Consider the following 19,555-nt stretch of genomic DNA (forward strand, 5'->3'; position numbering starts at 1 on the left):
CCATATCGACTGCAACGCCCCTATCGTCCATGACTGAAGTCCACGCCCTGCGGGACGCCTACCGCCGCGACAAGGCGGCGCTGATGGCCTCCATCCAGGCCACGGGTGCCTCCACGCGCGGTATCCGCGTTCTGCTGCGCAAGCTCTCCACCCTGGCGGGCAGCCTGCTGCAGGAGCTGTGGCGCCGTGCCGAGCTGCCGGCCGACCTGGCCCTGGTGGCAGTGGGCGGCTTCGGTCGCGACCAGCTGTTCCCCTACTCCGACGTCGACGTGCTGCTGCTGCTGCCAGACGACCGCGCGGCCGATGGCTGCAGCGTGCTGCGCGCGCAGCTCGAAGCCTTCATCGGCAGCTGCTGGGACGCGGGGCTGGAGATAGGCTCCAGCGTGCGCACGATTGCCGAGTGCCTGGCCGAATCGGCCGCCGACGTGACGGTGCAGACCTCACTGCTCGAAGCACGCCAGGTCTGCGGCAGCACCGAGCTGTTTGCGCAGTTCCAGGAACAGTACTGGGCGCAGATGGATCCGCAGGCCTTTCTGGTGGCCAAGACGCTGGAGATGCGCCAGCGCCACAACAAGTACGAGAACACGCCCTACTCGCTGGAGCCCAACTGCAAGGAGTCGCCCGGCGGCCTGCGCGACCTGCAGATGATCCTGTGGGTGGCGCGTGCCGCCGGCCTGGGCAGCACCTGGAAGGAACTGGCCGCCAACGGCATGGCCACGGCCTTCGAGGTGCGCCAGATCGAGCGCAACGAGGCCGTGCTGTGCCTGATCCGCGCGCGCCTGCACGCCGCGGCCGGTCGGCACGAGGACCGGCTGGTGTTCGACCTGCAGACCTCCGTGGCCGAGTCCTTCGGCTACCGCTCGCAGGCGCCCGACGGCTCGCGCCTGCCCATGCGCGCCAGCGAGGCCATGATGCGCCGCTACTACTGGGCGGCCAAGGCGGTCTCGCAGCTCAGCCAGATCCTGCTGCTCAACATCGAGGAGGCGCTCAACCCCTCGGCGCACGAGCTGCGCCCCATCAACGAGCGCTTCTTCGAGAAGTCAGGCCTGATCGAGGTGGCCAGCGACGATCTGTACCTCAAGGACCCGCACGCCATCCTGGAGACCTTTCTGCTCTACCAGACCACGGTGGGGCTCAAGGACCTGTCGGCGCGCACCCTGCGCGCGCTGTACAACGCGCGCGGCGTGATGGACGGGGCCTTTCGCAGCGACCCGGTGAACCGCGCCGCCTTCATGCGCATCCTGCAGCAGCCGGCCGGCATCACGCATGCCATGCGGCTCATGAACCAGACCTCGGTGCTGGGGCGCTACCTGTGGGCGTTTCGCGGCATCGTGGGGCAGATGCAGCACGACCTGTTCCACGTCTACACGGTGGACCAGCACATCCTGATGGTGCTGCGCAACGTGCGCCGCTTCTTCATGGCCGAGCATGCGCACGAGTACCCCTTCTGCTCGCAACTGGCCGGCGGCTGGGACAAGCCCTGGCTGCTGTACCTGGCCGCGCTGTTCCACGACATCGGCAAGGGCCGCGGTGGCGACCATTCGCAGATCGGCGCCATGGAAGTGCGGCGCTTTTGCCGCCAGCACAAGGTGGACCGCGAAGACGGCCAGCTGGTCGAGTTCCTGGTCAGCGAACACCTGGCCATGAGCCGCATCGCGCAAAAGGAAGACCTGAGCGACCCGGACGTGATCGCCGCCTTCGCCAAGCGCGTGGGCAACGAGCGCTACCTCACGGCGCTGTACCTGCTCACGGTGGCCGACATCCGCGGCACCAGCCCCAAGGTGTGGAACGCCTGGAAAGGCAAGCTGCTCGAGGACCTTTACCGCGCCACGCTGCGCGCCCTGGGCGGGCGCGCGCCCGATGCCGCGGCCGAGGTCGAGGCACGCAAGCGCGAGGCCCTGGTGCTGCTGGCCCTGAGCGCCCTGCCCTTCGAGGCGCACAAGGCCCTGTGGGCCACGCTGGACGTGAGCTATTTCATGCGCCACGAGGCCGCCGACATCGCCTGGCACACGCGCCACCTGTCGCGCCACGTGGGCGCGCCGCGCGCCGTGGTGCGCGCGCGCCAATCGCTGGCCGGCGATGGCCTGCAGGTGATGGTCTACGCGCCCGACCAGGAAGACCTGTTCGCACGCATCTGCGGCTACTTCGACCGCGCGGGCTTCAGCATCCTGGATGCGCGCGTGCACACGGCCAACAACCAGCATGCGCTCGACACCTTCCAGATCGTGGCCGACGACCAGGCCGGCCACTACCGCGAGCTGACGCACATGGTCGAGAGCGATCTGGTGCATGTGATCGAGGAAGGCGGCCCCTTGCCCGAGCCCACGCGCAAGCGCGTCTCGCGCCGGGTCAAGAGCTTCCCCATCGCCCCGCGCGTCACGCTGCGCCCCGACGAAAAGGCCCAGCGCTGGTTGCTGGCGATTTCGGCCAGCGACCGCGCCGGCCTGCTCTACCTGGTGGCGCGGGTGCTGGCGCAGCACCACCTGAGCGTGCAGCTGGCCAAGGTCAGCACGCTGGGCGAGCGGGTGGAAGACACCTTTTTGGTGCAGGGCCCCGAGCTGCAGAACAACGCGCGGCAGATCCAGATCGAAACCGAGCTGCTGCGCGAATTGAGCGCCTGACGCTCAGACCACCGCAGGCAACTTGTCGAGCAGCTTGTCCAACGTGATCGGGTAATCGCGCACCCGCGCCCCCGTGGCATTGAAGACGGCGTTGGCAATGGCGGCGCCCACGCCGCACAGGCCAAGCTCGCCCACGCCCTTGGCCTTCATGGGCGACGAGGTGGGGTCGGTCTCGTCCAGGAAGATCACCTCCTGGTGCGGAATGTCGGCATGCACCGGCACCTCGTAGCTGGCCAGGTCGTGGTTGACGAAGAAGCCCTGGCGCTTGTCCACGGCCAGGTCTTCCATCAGTGCCGCGCCCACGCCCATGGTCATGGCGCCGATCACCTGGCTGCGTGCGGACTTGGGGTTGAGGATGCGGCCCGCGGCGCACACCGCCAGCATGCGGCGTACGCGGATCTCGCCGGTGGCCACGTCCACGCCCACCTCCACGAAGTGCGCGCCGAAGGTCGATTGCTGGAACTTCTTCTGCAGGTCGCCGTATTCCATGCTGTCCTCGGCCACGATGTCGCCGTCGGCCGCCGCATCGGCCAGCGGCACGGAGCGCTCGCCCGCGCGCACCATGCCATCGGCGAACTGGGCCGCCTCGGGTGGCATGCCCAACTTCTGCGCAATCGCTTCGCGCAGCTTCACGCAGGCCGCATACACCCCTGCAGTGGACGAGTTGCCGCCCCACTGCCCGCCCGAGCCGGCAGACACCGGGAACGCAGAGTCACCCAGGCGCACCATCACCTTGCTGATCGGCACGCCCAGCATTTCGGCAGCCGTCTGCGCGATGATGGTGTAGGAGCCCGTGCCGATGTCGGTCATGTCGGTCTCCACCGTGACCACGCCGCGCTGGCCGAGCCGCACGCGCGCGCCGGATTTCATCGCCAGGTTGTTGCGAAAGGCCGCCGCCACGCCCATGCCCACGAGCCAGCGGCCATCGCGCACCTGAGCGGGCTCGACTTTGCGCTGGCCCCAGCCAAAGCGCGCGGCGCCGGTGCGCAGGCATTCGACGAGCTGGCGTTGCGAAAACGGGCGCTCGGGCTTTTCGGGGTCCACCTGGGTGTCGTTGATCACGCGCAGCTCCACGGGGTCGATGCCCAGCTTGTAGGCCATCTCGTCCATGGCGATCTCCAGCGCCATCATGCCGGGCGCTTCGCCGGGCGCGCGCATGGCATTGCCCTCGGGCAGGTCGAGCACGGCCAGGCGTGTGGCCGTGAGCCGGTGGGCCCCGGCATAGAGCAGGCGCGTCTGGTTCACGGCCGTCTCGGGCTTGCCCTCGGGCAGGTCACCCGACCAGCTCTCGTGCGCGATGGCGCCGATCTTGCCGTTCTTGGCCGCGCCGATGCGGATGCGCTGGATGGTCGCGGGCCGGTGCGTGGTATTGTTGGCGATCAACGGCCGCTGCAGCGCCACCTTCACGGGCTGGCGCGCCGCCCTGGCGCCCAGGGCGGCCAGCAGCACGTCGGCGCGGATGAACAGCTTGCCCCCGAAGCCCCCGCCCACGAAGGGCGAAACAAGGCGCACGTTGTCCTTGGGGATGCCCAGGGTCTTGGCCAGGTCGCCCACGCTCCAGTCGACCATCTGGTTGGAGCTCCACACGGTGAGCTTGTCGCCGGTCCACGCCGCCGTGGTGGCATGCGGCTCCATCATGGCGTGCGACTGGTCGGGCGTGGTGTAGGTGGCATCGTGCTGCACGGGCGCGGCATCGAAGGCCTTCTCGAAGCCGCCCTTGCGGGTGTCGGCAGGCGAGCCATCCTGCTCGGGCGGCTTGTGCGCCGAAGGCCGCGCGGCGGCCAGATCGAACTGGCCCGGCATGCGGGTGTACTGCACCTTGACCAATTGCGCCGCCGCGCGCGCCTGCTCGAAGGTATGGGCCACGACCAGGGCGATGGCCTGGTGGTAGTGCTGCACCTCGGGTCCGGCGAGCAGTTTCGCGGTGTTGAATTTGCCCTGGCCCAGGGTGCCCGCCGTCTTGGCGGTCACGATGGTGATCACACCGGGCGAGCCCTGCGCGGCACGCAGGTCCATGGATTCGATGCGGCCCTTGGCAATCGCGGCACCCACCACCACGCCATAGGCGGGGCGGGCAACGGCGTCGTGGCGTTCGTAGGCATAGGGCGCCGTGCCGCTGGTCTTCATCGGCCCGTCGATGCGGTCGGTGGCCTTGCCGATGAAGCGCAGCTGGTCGATGGGGTTGGTGGTGGCGGGGGTGTCGAATTTCATGCGTCAGCTCCTCGCCTGCGCCAGCACGGCAGCCAGGGTGCGCTCGGCCAGTGCGAGCTTGAAGGCGTTGTCGTGCCCCGGCTGGGCGCCGGCCAGCAACCTGGCCATGGTGGCCCTGGCCCCGCTGGGCAGCTCGGCCTCGGCCGCCTCCATCCGCCAGGGCTTGGGGGCCACACCACCCAGGGCGATGCGGCCCGTGCCATTGCGCTGCACGATGGCCGCCACCGAGACCAGCGCAAACGCGTACGAGGCACGGTCGCGCACCTTGCGGTAGATATGCGTGCCGCCCACCGGCCGGGGCAACGTCACGGAAGTGATGAGCTCTCCCGGGGCCAGCACGGTCTCCACCTGCGGCGTGGTGCCGGGCAGGCGGTGGAAGTCGGCGATCGGGATCACCCGCGTGCGGCCATCGCCGCGCACGGTCTCCACCCTGGCGTCGAGCACTCGCAGGGCCACCGCCATGTCGCTCGGGTGCGTGGCGATGCAGGCCGGGCTGGTGCCCACCACCGCATGCTGGCGCGTGACCCCGCCGATGGCGCTGCAGCCGCTGCCCGGCTGGCGCTTGTTGCAGGGCATGTGGGTGTCGTAGAAATACGGGCAGCGCGTGCGCTGCAGCAGGTTGCCGGCCGTGGTGGCCTTGTTGCGCAGCTGGCCCGAGGCGCCCGCCAGCAGGGCGCGCGACAGCACGGCATAGTCGCGGCGCACACGCTCGTGCGCCGCCAGGTCGGTGTTGCGCACCAGGGCACCGATGCGCAGGCCGCCGTCCAGCGCGGGCTCCACGCGGTCGAGCTGCAATGCGTTTACGTCCACCAGGTGCACGGGGTTCTCGATCTGCAGCTTCATCAGGTCCAGCAGGTTGGTGCCACCCGCGATGAACTTGGCGCCGGGCACCCGCTCCACGGCGGCGGCGGCCTCGGCGGGCGATTGCGCCCGTTCGTAGGTAAAGGGCTTCATGCCTTGCCTCCCGCCATGCCAGCCACTTCCGTGATGGCATCCACGATGTTCGAGTAGGCGCCGCAACGGCAGATGTTACCGCTCATGCGCTCGCGCAGTTCGTCGGCCGACAGCAGCGGGCGTGCCGTGAGGTCGGCGCTCACATGGCTGGGAATGCCGCGGCGGATCTCGTCGAGCACGCCCACGGCCGAGCAGATCTGCCCTGGCGTGCAGTAGCCGCACTGGTAGCCGTCGTGCTTCACGAAGGCCGCCTGCAGGGGGTGCAGGTTGCGTGGCGTGCCAAGGCCCTCCACGGTGGTGACCTGTGCGCCCTCGTGCATCACGGCCAGCGTGAGGCAGGCATTGATGCGCCGGCCGTCCACCATCACCGTGCAGGCGCCGCACTGGCCATGGTCGCAGCCCTTCTTGGTGCCGGTGAGCTGCAGGTGCTCACGCAGCGCGTCGAGCAGCGTGGTGCGGGTGTCCACCTCCAGCTCGCGCGGCTGGCTGTTCACGATGAACGCGACCTTGGCCATGGGAATCGGGAAGACGACGCCGGGCGGCTGGGGGGCCGCCGTGGTCTGGGCGTCGGCGGGCAGGGTCGCCGTGGCCGCGCCGGTGGCAGCGCTGGCGATCAACAGGTCGCGCCGGGATATCGGCAGCGCAGTCGCTTGTTGCATTTTTGGGTCCTGTGGGGGCGGGTCGGCCCATGGTGGGCGCTTGCGCACGCGCTGCCATGGCGGCTGCGTCCTGAATCGGTGTAGGACGACTGCCCGCCGCCCGGCGGCCAGGGCACAGGAAATACAGGACCGGAGACGCGCCTAGCGGACGGCCGAGGGCAGGTAGCCGAAGCGCGCACGAAAGCGCTCGGCAAAGCGCGCGCGGGACTGGTAGCCACAGGCCTGCGCGATGCGCGGGATGCTCCAGGAGGTGGTCTGCACCAGCATCAGGGCATGGTGCATGCGGATGTCGACCAGCAGCGCGTCGAAGCGCACCTGCTCGCGGGCGAGACGCCGCCGCAGGGTGGCTTCGCTCATCGCCAACGCGCGCCCGGCCTCCTGCGCCGTCCAGTGGCGTTCGGGCGCTTCGCCGATCAGTGTGCGCAAACGCCAAGCGGTGCCCTGCTGCGGGGCCGCCCTGAAAAGATGGCCCCGCTCCGCGAAGGCAGCCAGCAGGTCCATCAGGCGGTAACGCAGGCGCTCGTCGCTCAGGCCCGCCGCGCCAGCGCTGTCCAGCACCTGCCGCAGGGTCTCGGCGAGGTCATCGTCCAACGGCATCTGCCGCCAAGGTGCGGCAACAGCAGCGACCTCCGCCACGCCCGGTGGCCGGGCGCGGTGGAAGGCTTCCAGCAGGTCGGCCGACAGCGTGAGCAGCACGGAGCGAAAACGCTGCGCGTCACCGCCCGGTGTCTTCACCAGTTCTGCGCAGGTGTTGGGCCCGACGAGCAGCAGCGAGGCCGGCGAATCCGCCACCACCGCCGGGCCACCACTGCCATCGTCCAGTTGCAGCCGGCCTGACGCCACCAGCACCAGGGTCGCCTCGTGGAACAGGAAACGCGGCGTGCACTGCGGCTGCTTCAGGCAGGGCTGGGCCAGACTGCACAGCCCACGCCGCAGCACGGGTGCGCCAGCCGGCAACCACCAGCCCGCGTCCCTGCCGGCGCCCTCCCCTGGCATGGCGGCCGGCAGCCGTGACCCCGCGGCACTCAAACGGCAGGTACCGCAGGATTGAGGCTGTAGAGACCGGTCAGGCGGGCCTGGGCCAGCACCGGGGCCGCAGCCAGGGCCGCCTGCAAGTTCGCACCGGTCAGCGGCCCGGTGACGGCCAGGGTCGGCGTGGCCAGGGCATACACCGTGAAGACGTAGTGGTGCACCAGCGTGTCGTTCCATGGGGGGCAGGGGCCGTCGTAGCCGTAGTAGTCGCCCTTCATCTGCTCGTCGCCCGCGAACCAGCCGGTGTAGTCGTTGATGCCATGGCGCAGGCCGCCGGGTGCTGCCGGGCCGCTCTTGCCGCGGGCCGTGACGGCATCCGACTGCGCGCCCGCCTCGATCTGCGTGGTGCCGGCCGGAATGTCGAGCAGCAGCCAGTGGAAGAAGTCCACGCGCGGCAGCGTGGCGGGCACTTCGCGGCCCTCCTGGTTCACATCATCGCCCCGGCTGGGCACGTCGGGGTCGTGGCAGACCACAACGAACGATTGCGTGCCCTGCGGCGCGCCGCTCCACGCGAGGTGCGGATTGCGGTTGGCCGACAGCGCGACATGCGATGCGGCATCGGGGACGGCAAAGGCAAATTCGCCGGGAATGGCCTGGCCGTCTTTGAAGCTGTGGCTGGTGAGTTGCATGGAAGGTCTCATCCTTGGATGGGCAGTGAAGAATCCGGTGGCCGACAGGTACCGGGACGCACCGAAATTCTAGGGACACATGGCGCAGCGCATGCACCTCATCCGCTCAAACTCTCGACCAATCCAGTCAACATGATGGCATCAGGTGCTTCTTCGCAGGGTTCCCCTTGCCCTTGGCACAGCCAAGTCGCGGTCGAGGAGCCCGTCCGCGGGCAAGGTCAATGCAGGCACGGAGCGATGCGGATGATGCACCGCGCTGCAAGACCAAGGTAGTGCAAAAGCAGCCGCGCCATCACCACCTTCCGAGACATTTGCCCGGTGCATTTGCACCCGAGAACGCCCATAAATCAAAATCGCCAATGAAAAAGCCGATGCAAATCAGAAATTTGCATCGGCTTTCATAATGGCGGAGTGGACGGGACTCGAACCCGCGACCCCCGGCGTGACAGGCCGGTATTCTAACCAACTGAACTACCACTCCTGGTAGATAGCTTTCGCCTGCATTCTTCAACACAGGCCAAGCGCTACAACTTGGCGACCCTACGGGGATTCGAACCCCGGTACTCACCGTGAAAGGGTGATGTCCTAGGCCTCTAGACGATAGGGTCAAAACCTTGGAACTAACCGACTGACAAAAAAACCGTGGTGGAGGTAAACGGGATCGAACCGATGACCTCTTGCATGCCATGCAAGCGCTCTCCCAGCTGAGCTATACCCCCACGGGGCCCTCGCGCATCACACAGATGACACACGACGGCAATAAACTGGCGGAGTGGACGGGACTCGAACCCGCGACCCCCGGCGTGACAGGCCGGTATTCTAACCAACTGAACTACCACTCCTGGCAGGCAGCTTTCGCTTGCAGCGGTGTTGCCACCTCACAAGCCAAGCGCTACAACTTGGCGACCCTACGGGGATTCGAACCCCGGTACTCACCGTGAAAGGGTGATGTCCTAGGCCTCTAGACGATAGGGTCAAAACCTTGGAACTTGCGAACCGTTCTGATGGAAGTGGTGGAGGTAAACGGGATCGAACCGATGACCTCTTGCATGCCATGCAAGCGCTCTCCCAGCTGAGCTATACCCCCACTTGATGCGACTGGAAATACCTTCCCAAACCGCTCCTTGTCGACGTCATTCACACTGTGTATGTCGTCTTCATCAGAGACTCAAATTATAGACAGGTTTTTAGCGGTTTTGCAAACGAACGCCAATTTTTTCGCGTCCGATCAATTCCAGCACCGCATCGACCGATGGCGTATGGGCCGTGCCCACGGTCAGAACGCGCACCGGCATGGCCAGTTGCGGCATCTTCAGGCCATGCGCAGCCAGCACCTGCTTGAAGGCAGCGCTGATCGCGGCCTTGTTCCATTCGCAGGTGGCCAGCACTTCTGCGAGCGCGGCGATGGCCGGCCGGATGGCCTCGGTCACATGCTGGGCGAGTTCCGCTTCATTGGGAGTCACGTCGCCATAAAACACCTGGGCCCAGTCGGCCAGCGCCACGGTGGTGTCGCAGCGGTCCTTGAACAGCGCGCAGATGCGCGGCAGGCGGCCGTCGGCCAGATCGGCGGCAGACACGCCGCGCTTTTGCAGCTGGGTCGACACCAGAGCGGCCAGAGCGTCGTCGTCCATGGCCTTCAGGTGCTGGGCATTCACCCAGCGCAGCTTGGCTTCGTCGAACTGCGCGGCGCTGCGGCCCAGGTGATCGAGGTTGAACCATTCGAGGAACTGCGCGCGGCTGAAGATCTCGTCGTCGCCATGGCTCCAGCCCAGGCGGGCCAGGTAGTTGACCATGGCATCGGGCAGGTAGCCCTCGTCACGGTACTGCGTCACGGGCTTGGCGCCGTTGCGCTTGCTCATCTTCTCGCCTTGCTCATTGAGCACGGTGGGCAGGTGGGCGTACACCGGCGGCTCCTTGCCCAGCGCGCGGAAGATGTTGATCTGGCGCGGCGTGTTGTTCACGTGGTCGTCGCCGCGGATCACATGGGTGATGGCCATGTCGAGGTCGTCCACCACCACGCAGAAGTTGTAGGTGGGCGTGCCGTCGGGGCGCGCTATCACCAGGTCGTCGAGCTCATCGTTGCTGATCTCGATGCGGCCCTTGACCTTGTCGTCCCAGGCGACCACGCCGCCCTGCGGGTTCTTGAAGCGCAGCACGGGCTGCACACCGTCGGGGATGGCCGGCAGGGTCTTGCCGGGCTCGGGGCGCCAGGTGCCGTCGTAGCGCGGCTTTTCCTTGGCGGCCATCTGCTTTTCGCGCAGGGCGTCGAGTTCGGCAATGCCCATGTAGCAGGGGTAGACCAGGCCGGTGGCCTTGAGGTCCTCGAGCACGGCGCGGTAGCGGTCCATGCGCTGCATCTGGTAGAACGGGCCCTCATCGGGCTGCATGCTCAGCCATTCCATGCTTTCCAGGATCACGTCCACCGCGACCTGGCTGGAACGCTCCACATCCGTGTCTTCGATGCGCAGGATGAAGTCGCCGCCCATGGCGCGCGCAAAGGCCCAGGGGTACAGGGCCGAGCGGATGTTGCCCAGGTGGATGAAGCCGGTGGGCGAGGGCGCGAAGCGCGTGCGCACGCGGCCGGTGGCGGGGGTGTTGTTCTGGTCGGTCATAGGTCTTGCTGGGTGGGCCACCCTGCCCTGCTGCGGTCCGGGCAGGTGCGAAGGCGGCGGTCGATGCCGGTAATGATAAGTGCCGCGCCCTGGCCGGGTGTCCCGGCAGCTGAAACGGCACGGGCGCCCCGGATGATCGGCGCGCCCGCGAAAGGCTTCTCGATGAAGAAGGCGGCAGCCCCCGAGGGGGCGTCTTTCACGCGTCCTGGGCGTTGGGCAGGGCCAGGCGAGAGGTGTCCTCTTCGTTCTCTTCCACGCCCACGCGGCCTTCGTTCAGGCGTGCGATGTCCTCGGCGGTGATGTCGCCCGTGACGTAGGTGCCGTCGAAGCACGATGCGTCAAAGCCGACGATGGCCTTGTTGAGCGAGCCAATGGCGCGCTTCATGCCATCCACGTCCTGGTAGATCAGCGCATCGCAGCCGATGACCTGGCGGATCTCTTCCACCGTGCGGCCATGGGCCACCAGCTCGCTACTGGTGGGCATGTCGATGCCGTAGACGTTGGGGTAGCGCACCGGTGGTGCGGCGCTGGCCAGGTAGACGTTGCGGGCGCCGGCATCGCGCGCCATCTGCACGATCTCGCGCGAGGTCGTGCCGCGCACGATGGAGTCGTCCACCAGCAGCACGTTGCGGCCCTTGAACTCGCTGGCGATGACGTTGAGCTTCTGGCGCACGGACTTCTTGCGCACGCCCTGGCCCGGCATGATGAAGGTGCGGCCCACGTAGCGGTTCTTCACGAAGCCTTCGCGGTACGGAACGCCCAGCAGGTGCGCCAGCTGCGTGGCGCTGGGACGGCTCGACTCGGGGATGGGGATGATCACGTCGATCTCGTTGGGCGGCACGGTGGAGACCACGCGCTTGGCCAGGGCCTCGCCCAGGTTCAGGCGCGCCTGGTAGACCGAGATGCCGTCGAGCACCGAATCGGGGCGTGCCAGGTACACGAACTCGAAGATGCAGGGGTTGAGCTGCGGGTTCTCGGCGCACTGGGCCGAATGCACGGTGCCGTCGAGCGTGATGAACACGGCCTCGCCGGGTTCGATATTGCGCTCGAACACATGCGAGGTGCCCTCCAGCGCCACGGATTCGCTGCCCACCATGACGTTGCCGTCGGCACTGCGGCCAATGGCCAGGGGGCGGATGCCATGCGGGTCGCGGAAGGCCAGCAGCCCGTGGCCGGCGATCATGGCGATCACGGCGTAGGAGCCCTTGATGCGCTTGTTCACGGCACGCACGGCGGTGAACACGTCTTCAGGGCGCAGCGGCACGCCGGCAGTGGCGCGCTCGAGCTCGTGCGCGAACACGTTGAGCAGCACTTCCGAGTCGCTCTCGGTGTTGGTGTGGCGGTGGTCGGTCTGGAACAGCTCCGTGCGCAGCGTCTGGGCGTTGGTCAGGTTGCCGTTGTGCACCAGCACCAGGCCGAAAGGCGCGTTCACGTAGAAGGGCTGGGCCTCTTCCTCGCTGTAGGCGTTGCCGGCCGTGGGGTAGCGCACCTGGCCCAGGCCCACATTGCCGGGCAGGGCCCGCATGTTGCGCGTGCGAAACACGTCGCGCACCATGCCCTTGGCCTTGTGCATGAAGAACTTGCGGCCCTGCTGGGTCACGATGCCGGCGGCATCCTGGCCCCGGTGCTGCAGCAGCAGCAAGGCGTCATAGATCAACTGATTGACGGGCGCGGTACTGACGACGCCGACGATTCCACACATAGTTCGTTTCCATCCGTTTGCGGGAACATCCCCGCTGCAAACCCACGACAACAGCTTCTGGCCGTTGCCGCCTCACGAAGGCAAGTGCCTCGTAAATTCTTCCGGAAGTGCCGGTTTCAACCCTTCGAGCACCTGGGCCAATACCGGCGCCCCCCGCGACTCCTGCCACCAGGCGGCCTCGTGCAGCGGCGTGAGCCCGGCCACCACAGCCACGGCCAGCAGCAGCACCATGCCCCGAAGCACGCCGAAGACCGCACCCAGCGTGCGGTCTGCCGGGCGCAGGCCGATGGACTCCACCAGCTTCTTGGCCACCCAGGCCAGGAAGCCGCACGCGAACACCGCAGCGATGAACACCAGGGCAAAACCCGCCGCATAGCGCAGACCGCTGGCCGACTCCCCCATGGGCAGCAGCGCCGCCACATCGTCGGCCAGCCACTGCGCCACAAAAAACGCCGCCACCCATCCCACCAGGGACAGCACCTCGTACACCAAGCCGCGCCAGGCCCCCATGAGCATGGAGGCCAGCAGCACGGCCACGAAAACCCAGTCCAGCGCCGCCATCACCGGCGCAGCCTGCTCTGGCATCACATCAGAGCGTCAGCACCGACGCCGACAGCTCCAGCGAACGGATCTTGCCGGCCGCCTTGTCCGCATCGGCCCGGTTGTTGAAGGGCCCCACGCGCACCCGGGTGCGCTTGCCATCCTTGGTATCCACCACCTGCACGAAGGTCTTGAGGCCAGAGCGCTCCACCTTGGTGCGCGCCTCGCGGGCCTTGTCGGCATCGGCGAACGCCCCCACCTGGACGATGAAACGGGCATCCTCGGCACTGGCCGAGGCGGCGGCTGCTGCAACGGCCGGCGCCGCGGTGCGGCCTTCCAGCAGTGCGCGGGCGCGGGCAGCTTCGTCGTTGGCACGCGCCGGCGCCGCCGGTGCGGGCGCGGGCGTGGCGGCCACCACGGCCGGCCGGGGCTCGGGCTTCGGTTCGGGCTTGTGCTCCGGCTTGGGTGCGGCCGCCACCGCGGGCGGCTTGGGCACCAGTGCGGGTGCGGGCCTGGGGCTGGAGATGATCTCTTCGCCCTCGCTCAGTCCATTGCCGGCGTTGCCCTGGCCTGTCGGCGCGGAGCGGCTGCCGGACGGCGCGGCAGGAGCGGCCGCTGGCGCCGCCTGGCGTGCCACGGCGGCAGAGGCCGGAGCCGGAGCAGGCGATGGCGCCTGTGCTGCGGCAGGCGCGGGGGCGGGCACGACCACGGGCGCGGTCTTGTTGCGATCAGGGATCTCGATGGGAATGTCCACCGCGATAGGGCGCGGCTGGGTGTCGAACAGCAGTGGAAAGCCCACCACGCCCAGAGCCACCAGCACGGCCGCGCCGATCAGGCGGTGGCGCGCGCGCCGGCGCATCGCTTCGATGCTTTCGGCCGGGGGCGCTGCGCGCGAGCGCTTGGCCGGCTTGTCGGCCGGTGCGGGTTCACTCTGACCGGGCCACCGAAACTTGAAAAATGCCATGGAGTTGCGACTCGTGCGGGGTGCTTACGCGCCCAGATGTTTGGCGTGCAGGCGGGGGGTGCCGTTGATCAATACCCCGCCCACCGTGTAGAACGAGCCAAAGACCACGATTCTATCAGCGGGGTCTGCCGCCGCCACGGCGGCCTGCAGTGCCTGCATGGGGTCTTGGTGCACGCTGGTGGCCACCTCGCGGCGCCCGCCGGCCACCATCTGCAGGGCATTCCATTTCTGCTGCAGCGCCGCGCCCGTCTCGGCCCGGGCCGTGGGCAGGCTGGTGAAGTACCAGCGGTCTACCAGCGGGCCCACCTTGGCCAGCATGGTGGCCAGGTCCTTGTCGGCCATGGCACCGAACACCGCATGCGTGGTGGGGAAAAAGCCCATCGCATCCAGGTTGGCCGTGAGGGCTGCCACCGAATGCGGGTTGTGTGCCACGTCCAGCACCAGCGTGGGCTCGCCCGGCACGATCTGAAAGCGCCCGGGCAGCTCCACCATGGCCATGCCGGTGCGCACGGCCTGGGCCGTCACGGGGATGCGCTCGCGCAGCGCCTCGAAGGCCGCCAGCACGCCCGCGGCATTCACCAGCTGGTTGGCGCCGCGCAGCGAGGGGTAGGCCAGGCCCGCGTAGCGCCGGCCGCGTCCGGCCCAGCTCCACTGCTGCTTGTCGCCCGAGACATTGAAATCCCGGCCCGAGCGCCACAGGTCGGCGCCGATGGCCGCCGCATGGTCTACAACGCTCTGCGGGGCCATGGGGTCGCTCACGATCGCCGGACGGCCGGCGCGCATGATGCCTGCCTTCTCGCGGCCGATGCTTTCGCGGTCCTTGCCCAGGAATTCGGTGTGGTCGATGTCGATGCTGGTGATGATGGCGCAGTCGGCGTCGATGATGTTGGTGGCGTCGAGCCGGCCGCCCAGGCCCACCTCCAGGATGGCCAGGTCCAGTCGCGACTGGCTCATGAGGCGCAGGATGGCCAGGGTGCTGAACTCGAAATAGGTCAGCGAGATGGCCTCGCCGCCCTGCACGCGGGCGGCCTCGACGGCCGCGAAGTGCGGCACCAGGTCGGCGGCGGCCACGATCTCGCCGTGCACGCGGCAGCGCTCCTCGAAATGCACCAGGTGGGGCGAGGTGTACACCCCCGTGCGGTAGCCCGACTGCAGGCCCACCGCCTCCAGCATGGCGCAGGTGGAACCCTTGCCATTGGTGCCCGCCACGGTGATCACCGGGCAATCGAAGCGCAGCGCCATGCGGCGGGCCACTTCGCTGACCCGGTCCAGGCCCATGTCGATGTTGTGCGGGTGCAGTTGCTCGCAGTGCTGCAGCCAGCCTTCCAGGGTGTCGATATTATTGGTGTGCATACAGCCCGCGATTGTCGCCCAGCCCACGGTCGCGCACATCTTCAGCCCCAATTACCCATGACAAGCCAGCACACCATCACCCTCTACGGCATTCCCAACTGCGACACCGTGAAAAAGGCCCGCACCTGGTTCACCGACCAGGGCCTGGAATACCGCTTCCACGATTTCAAGAAACAGGGCGTTCCGGCCGACCGCCTGCCCGGCTGGCTTTCCGCCGTGGGGCGCGACAGGCTCGTGAACCGCCAGGGCACCACCTGGCGCAAGCTCGACGCAGACACCCAGGCCGCCGTGCAGGACGATGCCAGCGCCAGCGCCCTGCTGCAGGCCCAGCCCAGCGTGGTCAAGCGCCCCGTGGTGGAGTGGAGCCAGGGCGGCACGACCCGCATTTCGGTCGGTTTTGCGCCTGAAACCTGGAACGAATGGCGCCAGGCGGGCTCCAACCGCTGAAATCGCCCGGATGCAGTGCACTGAAACCGGAGATATTGCACAAATCTTTACGCAGTTTTACGGCCTGCCCACCCGGTATTGACGGGTAGCGCCTAAACTTTTCGACAGTCTGGTGCGTTATGTACCGACCTGAAAGGAGTTTCTCCATGAAAAAGATCGTCGTTTTTTCCGCCATGGCCGCCATCGCCTCCATGGCCGCAGCCCAGGAACAGGGCCGCGTGCTCTCGTCCACCCCCATCGTGCAGCAGGTGGCCGTGCCCCAGCAGGTGTGCAACAACGAAACCGTGTACAGCGGCAACCGCACTACCGGCGGCGGCGCAGTGATCGGTGCCATCGCCGGCGGGGCCGTGGGCAACCAGATCGGCAAGGGCAGCGGCCGCGCTGCCGCCACGGCGCTGGGCCTGATCGGTGGCGCCGTGCTGGGCAACAACATCGAAGGCAATGGCCAGCCGCAGTACGAAAACGTGCAGCGCTGCCACAACCAGACCTACTACGAGAACCGCACCGTGGGCTACAACGTGACCTACGAGTACGCAGGCCGCCAGTACACCACGCGCACCCAGTACGACCCGGGCCGCTGGATCCCCGTGAGCGTGCAGCCAGGCCAGACCTACTCCACGGAGCCCTCGTACCAGCAGGGCTATGCACAGCCGGGCGTGGTCACCTCGACCTACCCGGCACCGCCCCCCACCTACGTGACACCCCCGGTCACGGTGATCGAGTACGGCTACGACCGCTCCTACCACCACCCCCGCAATCCCTACTGGCGCTGATTCGGGTGGGCAGCCCGGGCAGCCGGCGGCATGAGCACGCCGCCGGCCCAGTGACCATTGCCGTTGACGGTTGCCCTCCCCTTGCGCCAGTCTTCAAAGAGCCCTTCGGGGCTCTTTTTTTTGCCTTGCGCCGGATCGAAAGCGGCAATGCGGCACGGTGGCCTAAAATCAGGGGTTTCCCTCTAACCAACGCGCATCCATGACCACCGAAAAAATCGACGGCGTGTCCGTCACCACCCAGGCCAATGTGTACTTTGACGGCAAGTGCGTGAGCCACAACATCACCTTCCCCGATGGCACGAAGAAGTCGGTGGGCGTGGTGCTGCCCGCGTCGCTGACCTTCAACACCGGCGCGCCCGAGATCATGGAATGCGTGGGCGGCGAGTGCGAGTACAAGCTCGACGGCACCGATGCCTGGGTCAAGTCCGGCGCGGGCGAGAAGTTCAGCGTGCCAGGCAACTCCAAGTTCGAGATCCGCGTCGCCAGCGCCTACCACTACATCTGCCACTTCGGCTGAGCCCTGAGAAAGTCCTGACCGTCATGGCCACCATCCTCCAGAACCTGCCCATCGACCAGAAGGTCGGCATCGCCTTCTCCGGCGGCCTCGACACCAGCGCCGCACTGCGCTGGATGAAGAACAAGGGCGCCGTGCCCTACGCCTACACGGCCAACCTGGGCCAGCCCGACGAGCCCGACTACGACGCCATTCCGGCCAAGGCCATGGAATACGGCGCCGAGAAGGCGCGCCTGGTCGATTGCCGCACGCAGCTGGCGCACGAAGGCATTGCCGCCCTGCAGGCCGGCGCCTTCCATATCAGCACCGCCGGCATCACCTACTTCAACACCACGCCGCTGGGCCGTGCCGTCACCGGCACCATGCTGGTGGCCGCCATGAAGGAAGACGACGTCCATATCTGGGGCGATGGTTCGACCTTCAAGGGCAACGACATCGAGCGCTTCTACCGCTACGGCCTGTTGACCAACCCTTCGCTCAAGATCTACAAGCCCTGGCTGGACCAGCTGTTCATCGACGAGCTAGGCGGTCGCGCCGAGATGTCGGCCTTCATGACCAAGGAAGGTTTCGGCTACAAGATGAGCGCCGAGAAGGCCTACAGCACCGACAGCAACATGCTGGGTGCCACGCACGAAGCCAAGGACCTCGAATTCCTGAACAGCGGCATCCGCATCGTGAATCCCATCATGGGCGTCGCGTTCTGGAAGGACGACGTGCAGGTCAAGGCCGAGGAAGTCTCGGTGCGCTACGAGGAAGGCCAGCCCGTGGCCCTGAACGGCGTCGAGTTCAGCGACCCCGTGGCCCTGATCCTGGAAGCCAACCGCATCGGTGGCCGCCATGGCCTGGGCATGAGCGACCAGATCGAGAACCGCATCATCGAGGCCAAGAGCCGCGGCATCTACGAAGCCCCGGGCCTGGCGCTGCTGCACATCGCCTACGAACGCCTGGTGACCGGCATCCACAACGAAGACACGATCGAGCAGTACCGCATGAACGGCCTCAAGCTCGGCCGCCTGCTCTACCAGGGCCGCTGGTTCGACCCCCAGGCCATCATGCTGCGCGAAACCGCCCAGCGCTGGGTGGCCCGCGCCATCACCGGCACGGTCACGCTGGAACTGCGCCGCGGCAACGATTACTCGCTGCTGAACACCGAATCCCCCAACCTGACCTACGCGCCCGAGCGCCTGAGCATGGAAAAGGTGGAAGACGCGCCGTTCTCGCCAGCGGACCGCATCGGCCAGTTGACCATGCGCAACCTGGACATCATCGACACGCGCGCCAAGCTTGGCGTGTACTCGCGCGCCGGCCTGCTGTCCCTGGGTGGCAATGCCGCACTGGCACAGCTCAACGACGAGCGCGGCGGGTAAACAGCAGCGTTCGCTTCGCCCCCATGAAAAAAGCCACCCTCGGGTGGCTTTTTTTACTTCGTGGCGCTACACGACGACCGGCTCGGGCTCCAGCCGGATGCCGAAGCGCTCGTACACGCTGGTCTGGATGGCCTTGGCCAGGGTCATCACCTCGCCTCCGGTCACGCTCTGCTCGCCGCGCCCGCGGTTGACGAGCACCAGGGCCTGCTTCTCATAGACTCCCGCCTTGCCGATCGACTTGCCCTTCCAGCCGCAGGCGTCGATGAGCCAGCCGGCGGCCAGCTTGATGCTGCCGTCGGCCATGGGGTAGTGCACGATCTTGGGCTCGCGCGCGATGATGTCGGCGCACTGCTCGGGCGAGACCGTGGGGTTCTTGAAGAAGCTGCCGGCATTGCCCACCACGGCCGGGTCGGGCAGCTTGGCGCGGCGGATGTCGCACACCCAGTCGAACATCTGCCGGGCCGTGGGGTTCTCGATGCCGGCCTCGGCCCTGCGGCGCTCCAGCTCCAGGTAGCCCAGCACCGGCTTCCAGGGGCGTGGCAGGCGAAAGCGCACATGGGTGATCACCGCGCGCCCGGCCAGCCCCATGCCGCGCGGCAGGCCGCCAGGCACCTCGGGCTGCGCAGGGGCGTGCTTGAACACCGAATCGCGGTAGCCAAAGGCGCACTGCGCCGCGTCGAGCGTGAAACGCTCGCCCGTGGCCAGGTCGATGGCATCCAGGGATTCAAAGCGGTCCTGCAGCTCCACGCCATAGGCGCCGATGTTCTGCACAGGCGATGCCCCCACGGTGCCGGGGATCAGGGCCAGGTTTTCCAGGCCTGGGTAGCCCTGCTCCAGCGTCCAGGCCACGCAGTCGTGCCAGACCTCGCCGGCACCGGCCTCGACGATGAAGGCCTTGGGTGTTTCCTCAACCAGGCGCAGGCCCTTGATCTCCATCTTGAGCACCACGGGGCGCACGTCGCCCGTCAGGATGATGTTGCTGCCGCCGCCCAGCACGAAGGCCGGGCTGCCAGACAGTTCTTTATCGGCCAGGAAGGCCGAAATATCATCGGCGGAGTGCACGCGCACCAGTGTCTGGGCGCGCGCCGCAATGCCGAAGGTATTGCAGGGCTGCAAAGGGACGTTTTTCTCGACTACCATTGGCCCGATTGTCGCACCCACGCTTGCGTGCGTTGGG

General features: G+C 67.5%; 16 protein-coding genes and 6 tRNA genes. 5 read left to right on the forward strand and 17 right to left on the reverse strand.

Features of this window, described 5'->3' with window-relative positions; genetic code table 11:
* Positions 1-29: 29 nt before the first annotated feature.
* On the forward strand, positions 30-2,621 hold the full coding sequence (locus AC07PA_RS13975; protein WP_494608224.1) for a [protein-PII] uridylyltransferase: 2,592 nt from the start codon (positions 30-32) through the stop codon (positions 2,619-2,621).
* A 3-nt stretch (positions 2,622-2,624) separates the two neighbouring features.
* Here AC07PA_RS13975 and paoC read toward each other — a convergent pair whose 3' ends face one another.
* The 16 genes from paoC to folC form a co-directional block, all read right to left on the reverse strand.
* Entirely contained in the window at positions 2,625-4,832 is a 2,208-nt protein-coding gene (paoC, locus tag AC07PA_RS13980) for an aldehyde oxidoreductase molybdenum-binding subunit PaoC (RefSeq protein ID WP_494608226.1), read from the reverse strand.
* Between the two features lie 3 nt (positions 4,833-4,835).
* A complete protein-coding gene (locus tag AC07PA_RS13985) occupies positions 4,836-5,786 on the reverse strand; it encodes an FAD binding domain-containing protein (protein WP_007851715.1) in 951 nt (316 codons plus the stop codon).
* Positions 5,783-6,445: an aldehyde dehydrogenase iron-sulfur subunit PaoA gene (gene paoA / locus AC07PA_RS13990; protein ID WP_007851713.1), complete on the reverse strand. Its 663-nt coding sequence runs from the start codon at positions 6,443-6,445 to the stop codon at positions 5,783-5,785. The genes AC07PA_RS13985 and paoA overlap by 4 nt, the downstream gene beginning before the upstream one ends.
* A 141-nt stretch (positions 6,446-6,586) precedes the next feature.
* On the reverse strand, positions 6,587-7,441 hold the full coding sequence (locus AC07PA_RS13995) for a helix-turn-helix transcriptional regulator (protein ID WP_145698919.1): 855 nt from the start codon (positions 7,439-7,441) through the stop codon (positions 6,587-6,589).
* Positions 7,442-7,470: 29 nt separating this feature from the next.
* Positions 7,471-8,106 (reverse strand): YbhB/YbcL family Raf kinase inhibitor-like protein, encoded by a 636-nt coding sequence (locus tag AC07PA_RS14000; RefSeq protein ID WP_007851709.1) that lies wholly within the window; start codon positions 8,104-8,106, stop codon positions 7,471-7,473.
* A 404-nt stretch (positions 8,107-8,510) separates the two neighbouring features.
* A tRNA-Asp gene (locus AC07PA_RS14005) sits at positions 8,511-8,587 on the reverse strand.
* Positions 8,588-8,638: 51 nt separating this feature from the next.
* Positions 8,639-8,714, reverse strand: a tRNA-Glu gene (locus AC07PA_RS14010).
* A 35-nt stretch (positions 8,715-8,749) separates the two neighbouring features.
* Positions 8,750-8,825: transfer RNA gene (locus AC07PA_RS14015), tRNA-Ala, on the reverse strand.
* A gap of 46 nt (positions 8,826-8,871) precedes the next feature.
* Positions 8,872-8,948 (reverse strand) — tRNA-Asp (locus AC07PA_RS14020).
* Between the two features lie 58 nt (positions 8,949-9,006).
* Positions 9,007-9,082 (reverse strand) — tRNA-Glu (locus tag AC07PA_RS14025).
* 35 nt (positions 9,083-9,117) lie between these two features.
* Positions 9,118-9,193, reverse strand: a tRNA-Ala gene (locus AC07PA_RS14030).
* A 100-nt stretch (positions 9,194-9,293) separates the two neighbouring features.
* Positions 9,294-10,718, reverse strand: a complete 1,425-nt coding sequence (gene gltX, locus AC07PA_RS14035) for a glutamate--tRNA ligase (RefSeq protein ID WP_494608230.1) — start codon at positions 10,716-10,718, stop codon at positions 9,294-9,296.
* 196 nt (positions 10,719-10,914) lie between these two features.
* Complete coding sequence (gene purF, locus AC07PA_RS14040; protein ID WP_007857403.1) at positions 10,915-12,420, reverse strand: amidophosphoribosyltransferase; 1,506 nt, start codon at positions 12,418-12,420, stop codon at positions 10,915-10,917.
* Between the two features lie 72 nt (positions 12,421-12,492).
* Positions 12,493-12,981 carry a CvpA family protein gene (locus AC07PA_RS14045; RefSeq protein WP_007857404.1) on the reverse strand — a complete coding sequence of 163 codons (489 nt, stop codon included), beginning with the start codon at positions 12,979-12,981 and terminating at the stop codon, positions 12,493-12,495.
* A 28-nt stretch (positions 12,982-13,009) separates the two neighbouring features.
* The gene (locus tag AC07PA_RS14050) at positions 13,010-13,924 is read right to left on the reverse strand and encodes an SPOR domain-containing protein (protein WP_494608232.1); all 915 of its coding nucleotides are present in this window, start codon (positions 13,922-13,924) and stop codon (positions 13,010-13,012) included.
* 24 nt (positions 13,925-13,948) lie between these two features.
* Entirely contained in the window at positions 13,949-15,277 is a 1,329-nt protein-coding gene (gene folC, locus AC07PA_RS14055) for a bifunctional tetrahydrofolate synthase/dihydrofolate synthase (RefSeq protein WP_494608234.1), read from the reverse strand.
* A gap of 57 nt (positions 15,278-15,334) precedes the next feature.
* Here folC and AC07PA_RS14060 point away from each other — a divergent pair, with 57 nt between their 5' ends.
* The 4 genes from AC07PA_RS14060 (at position 15,335) to argG (ending at position 18,378) form a co-directional block, all read left to right on the forward strand.
* Positions 15,335-15,724 (forward strand): arsenate reductase, encoded by a 390-nt coding sequence (locus AC07PA_RS14060; protein WP_494608235.1) that lies wholly within the window; start codon positions 15,335-15,337, stop codon positions 15,722-15,724.
* 146 nt (positions 15,725-15,870) lie between these two features.
* A complete protein-coding gene (locus AC07PA_RS14065; RefSeq protein WP_007857409.1) occupies positions 15,871-16,497 on the forward strand; it encodes a glycine zipper 2TM domain-containing protein in 627 nt (208 codons plus the stop codon).
* Positions 16,498-16,696: 199 nt separating this feature from the next.
* Positions 16,697-17,014, forward strand: coding sequence for a pyrimidine/purine nucleoside phosphorylase (ppnP, locus tag AC07PA_RS14070; protein ID WP_007857410.1), 318 nt, complete (start codon positions 16,697-16,699; stop codon positions 17,012-17,014).
* Positions 17,015-17,037: 23 nt separating this feature from the next.
* Positions 17,038-18,378 (forward strand): argininosuccinate synthase, encoded by a 1,341-nt coding sequence (gene argG, locus AC07PA_RS14075; RefSeq protein ID WP_007857411.1) that lies wholly within the window; start codon positions 17,038-17,040, stop codon positions 18,376-18,378.
* Between the two features lie 66 nt (positions 18,379-18,444).
* On the opposite strand, the gene murB is transcribed toward argG, so the two are convergent.
* Positions 18,445-19,518, reverse strand: a complete 1,074-nt coding sequence (gene murB, locus AC07PA_RS14080) for a UDP-N-acetylmuramate dehydrogenase (RefSeq protein WP_007857412.1) — start codon at positions 19,516-19,518, stop codon at positions 18,445-18,447.
* Positions 19,519-19,555: the final 37 nt, after the last annotated feature.

The organism is Acidovorax sp. GW821-FHT09B03 (assembly GCF_059418305.1).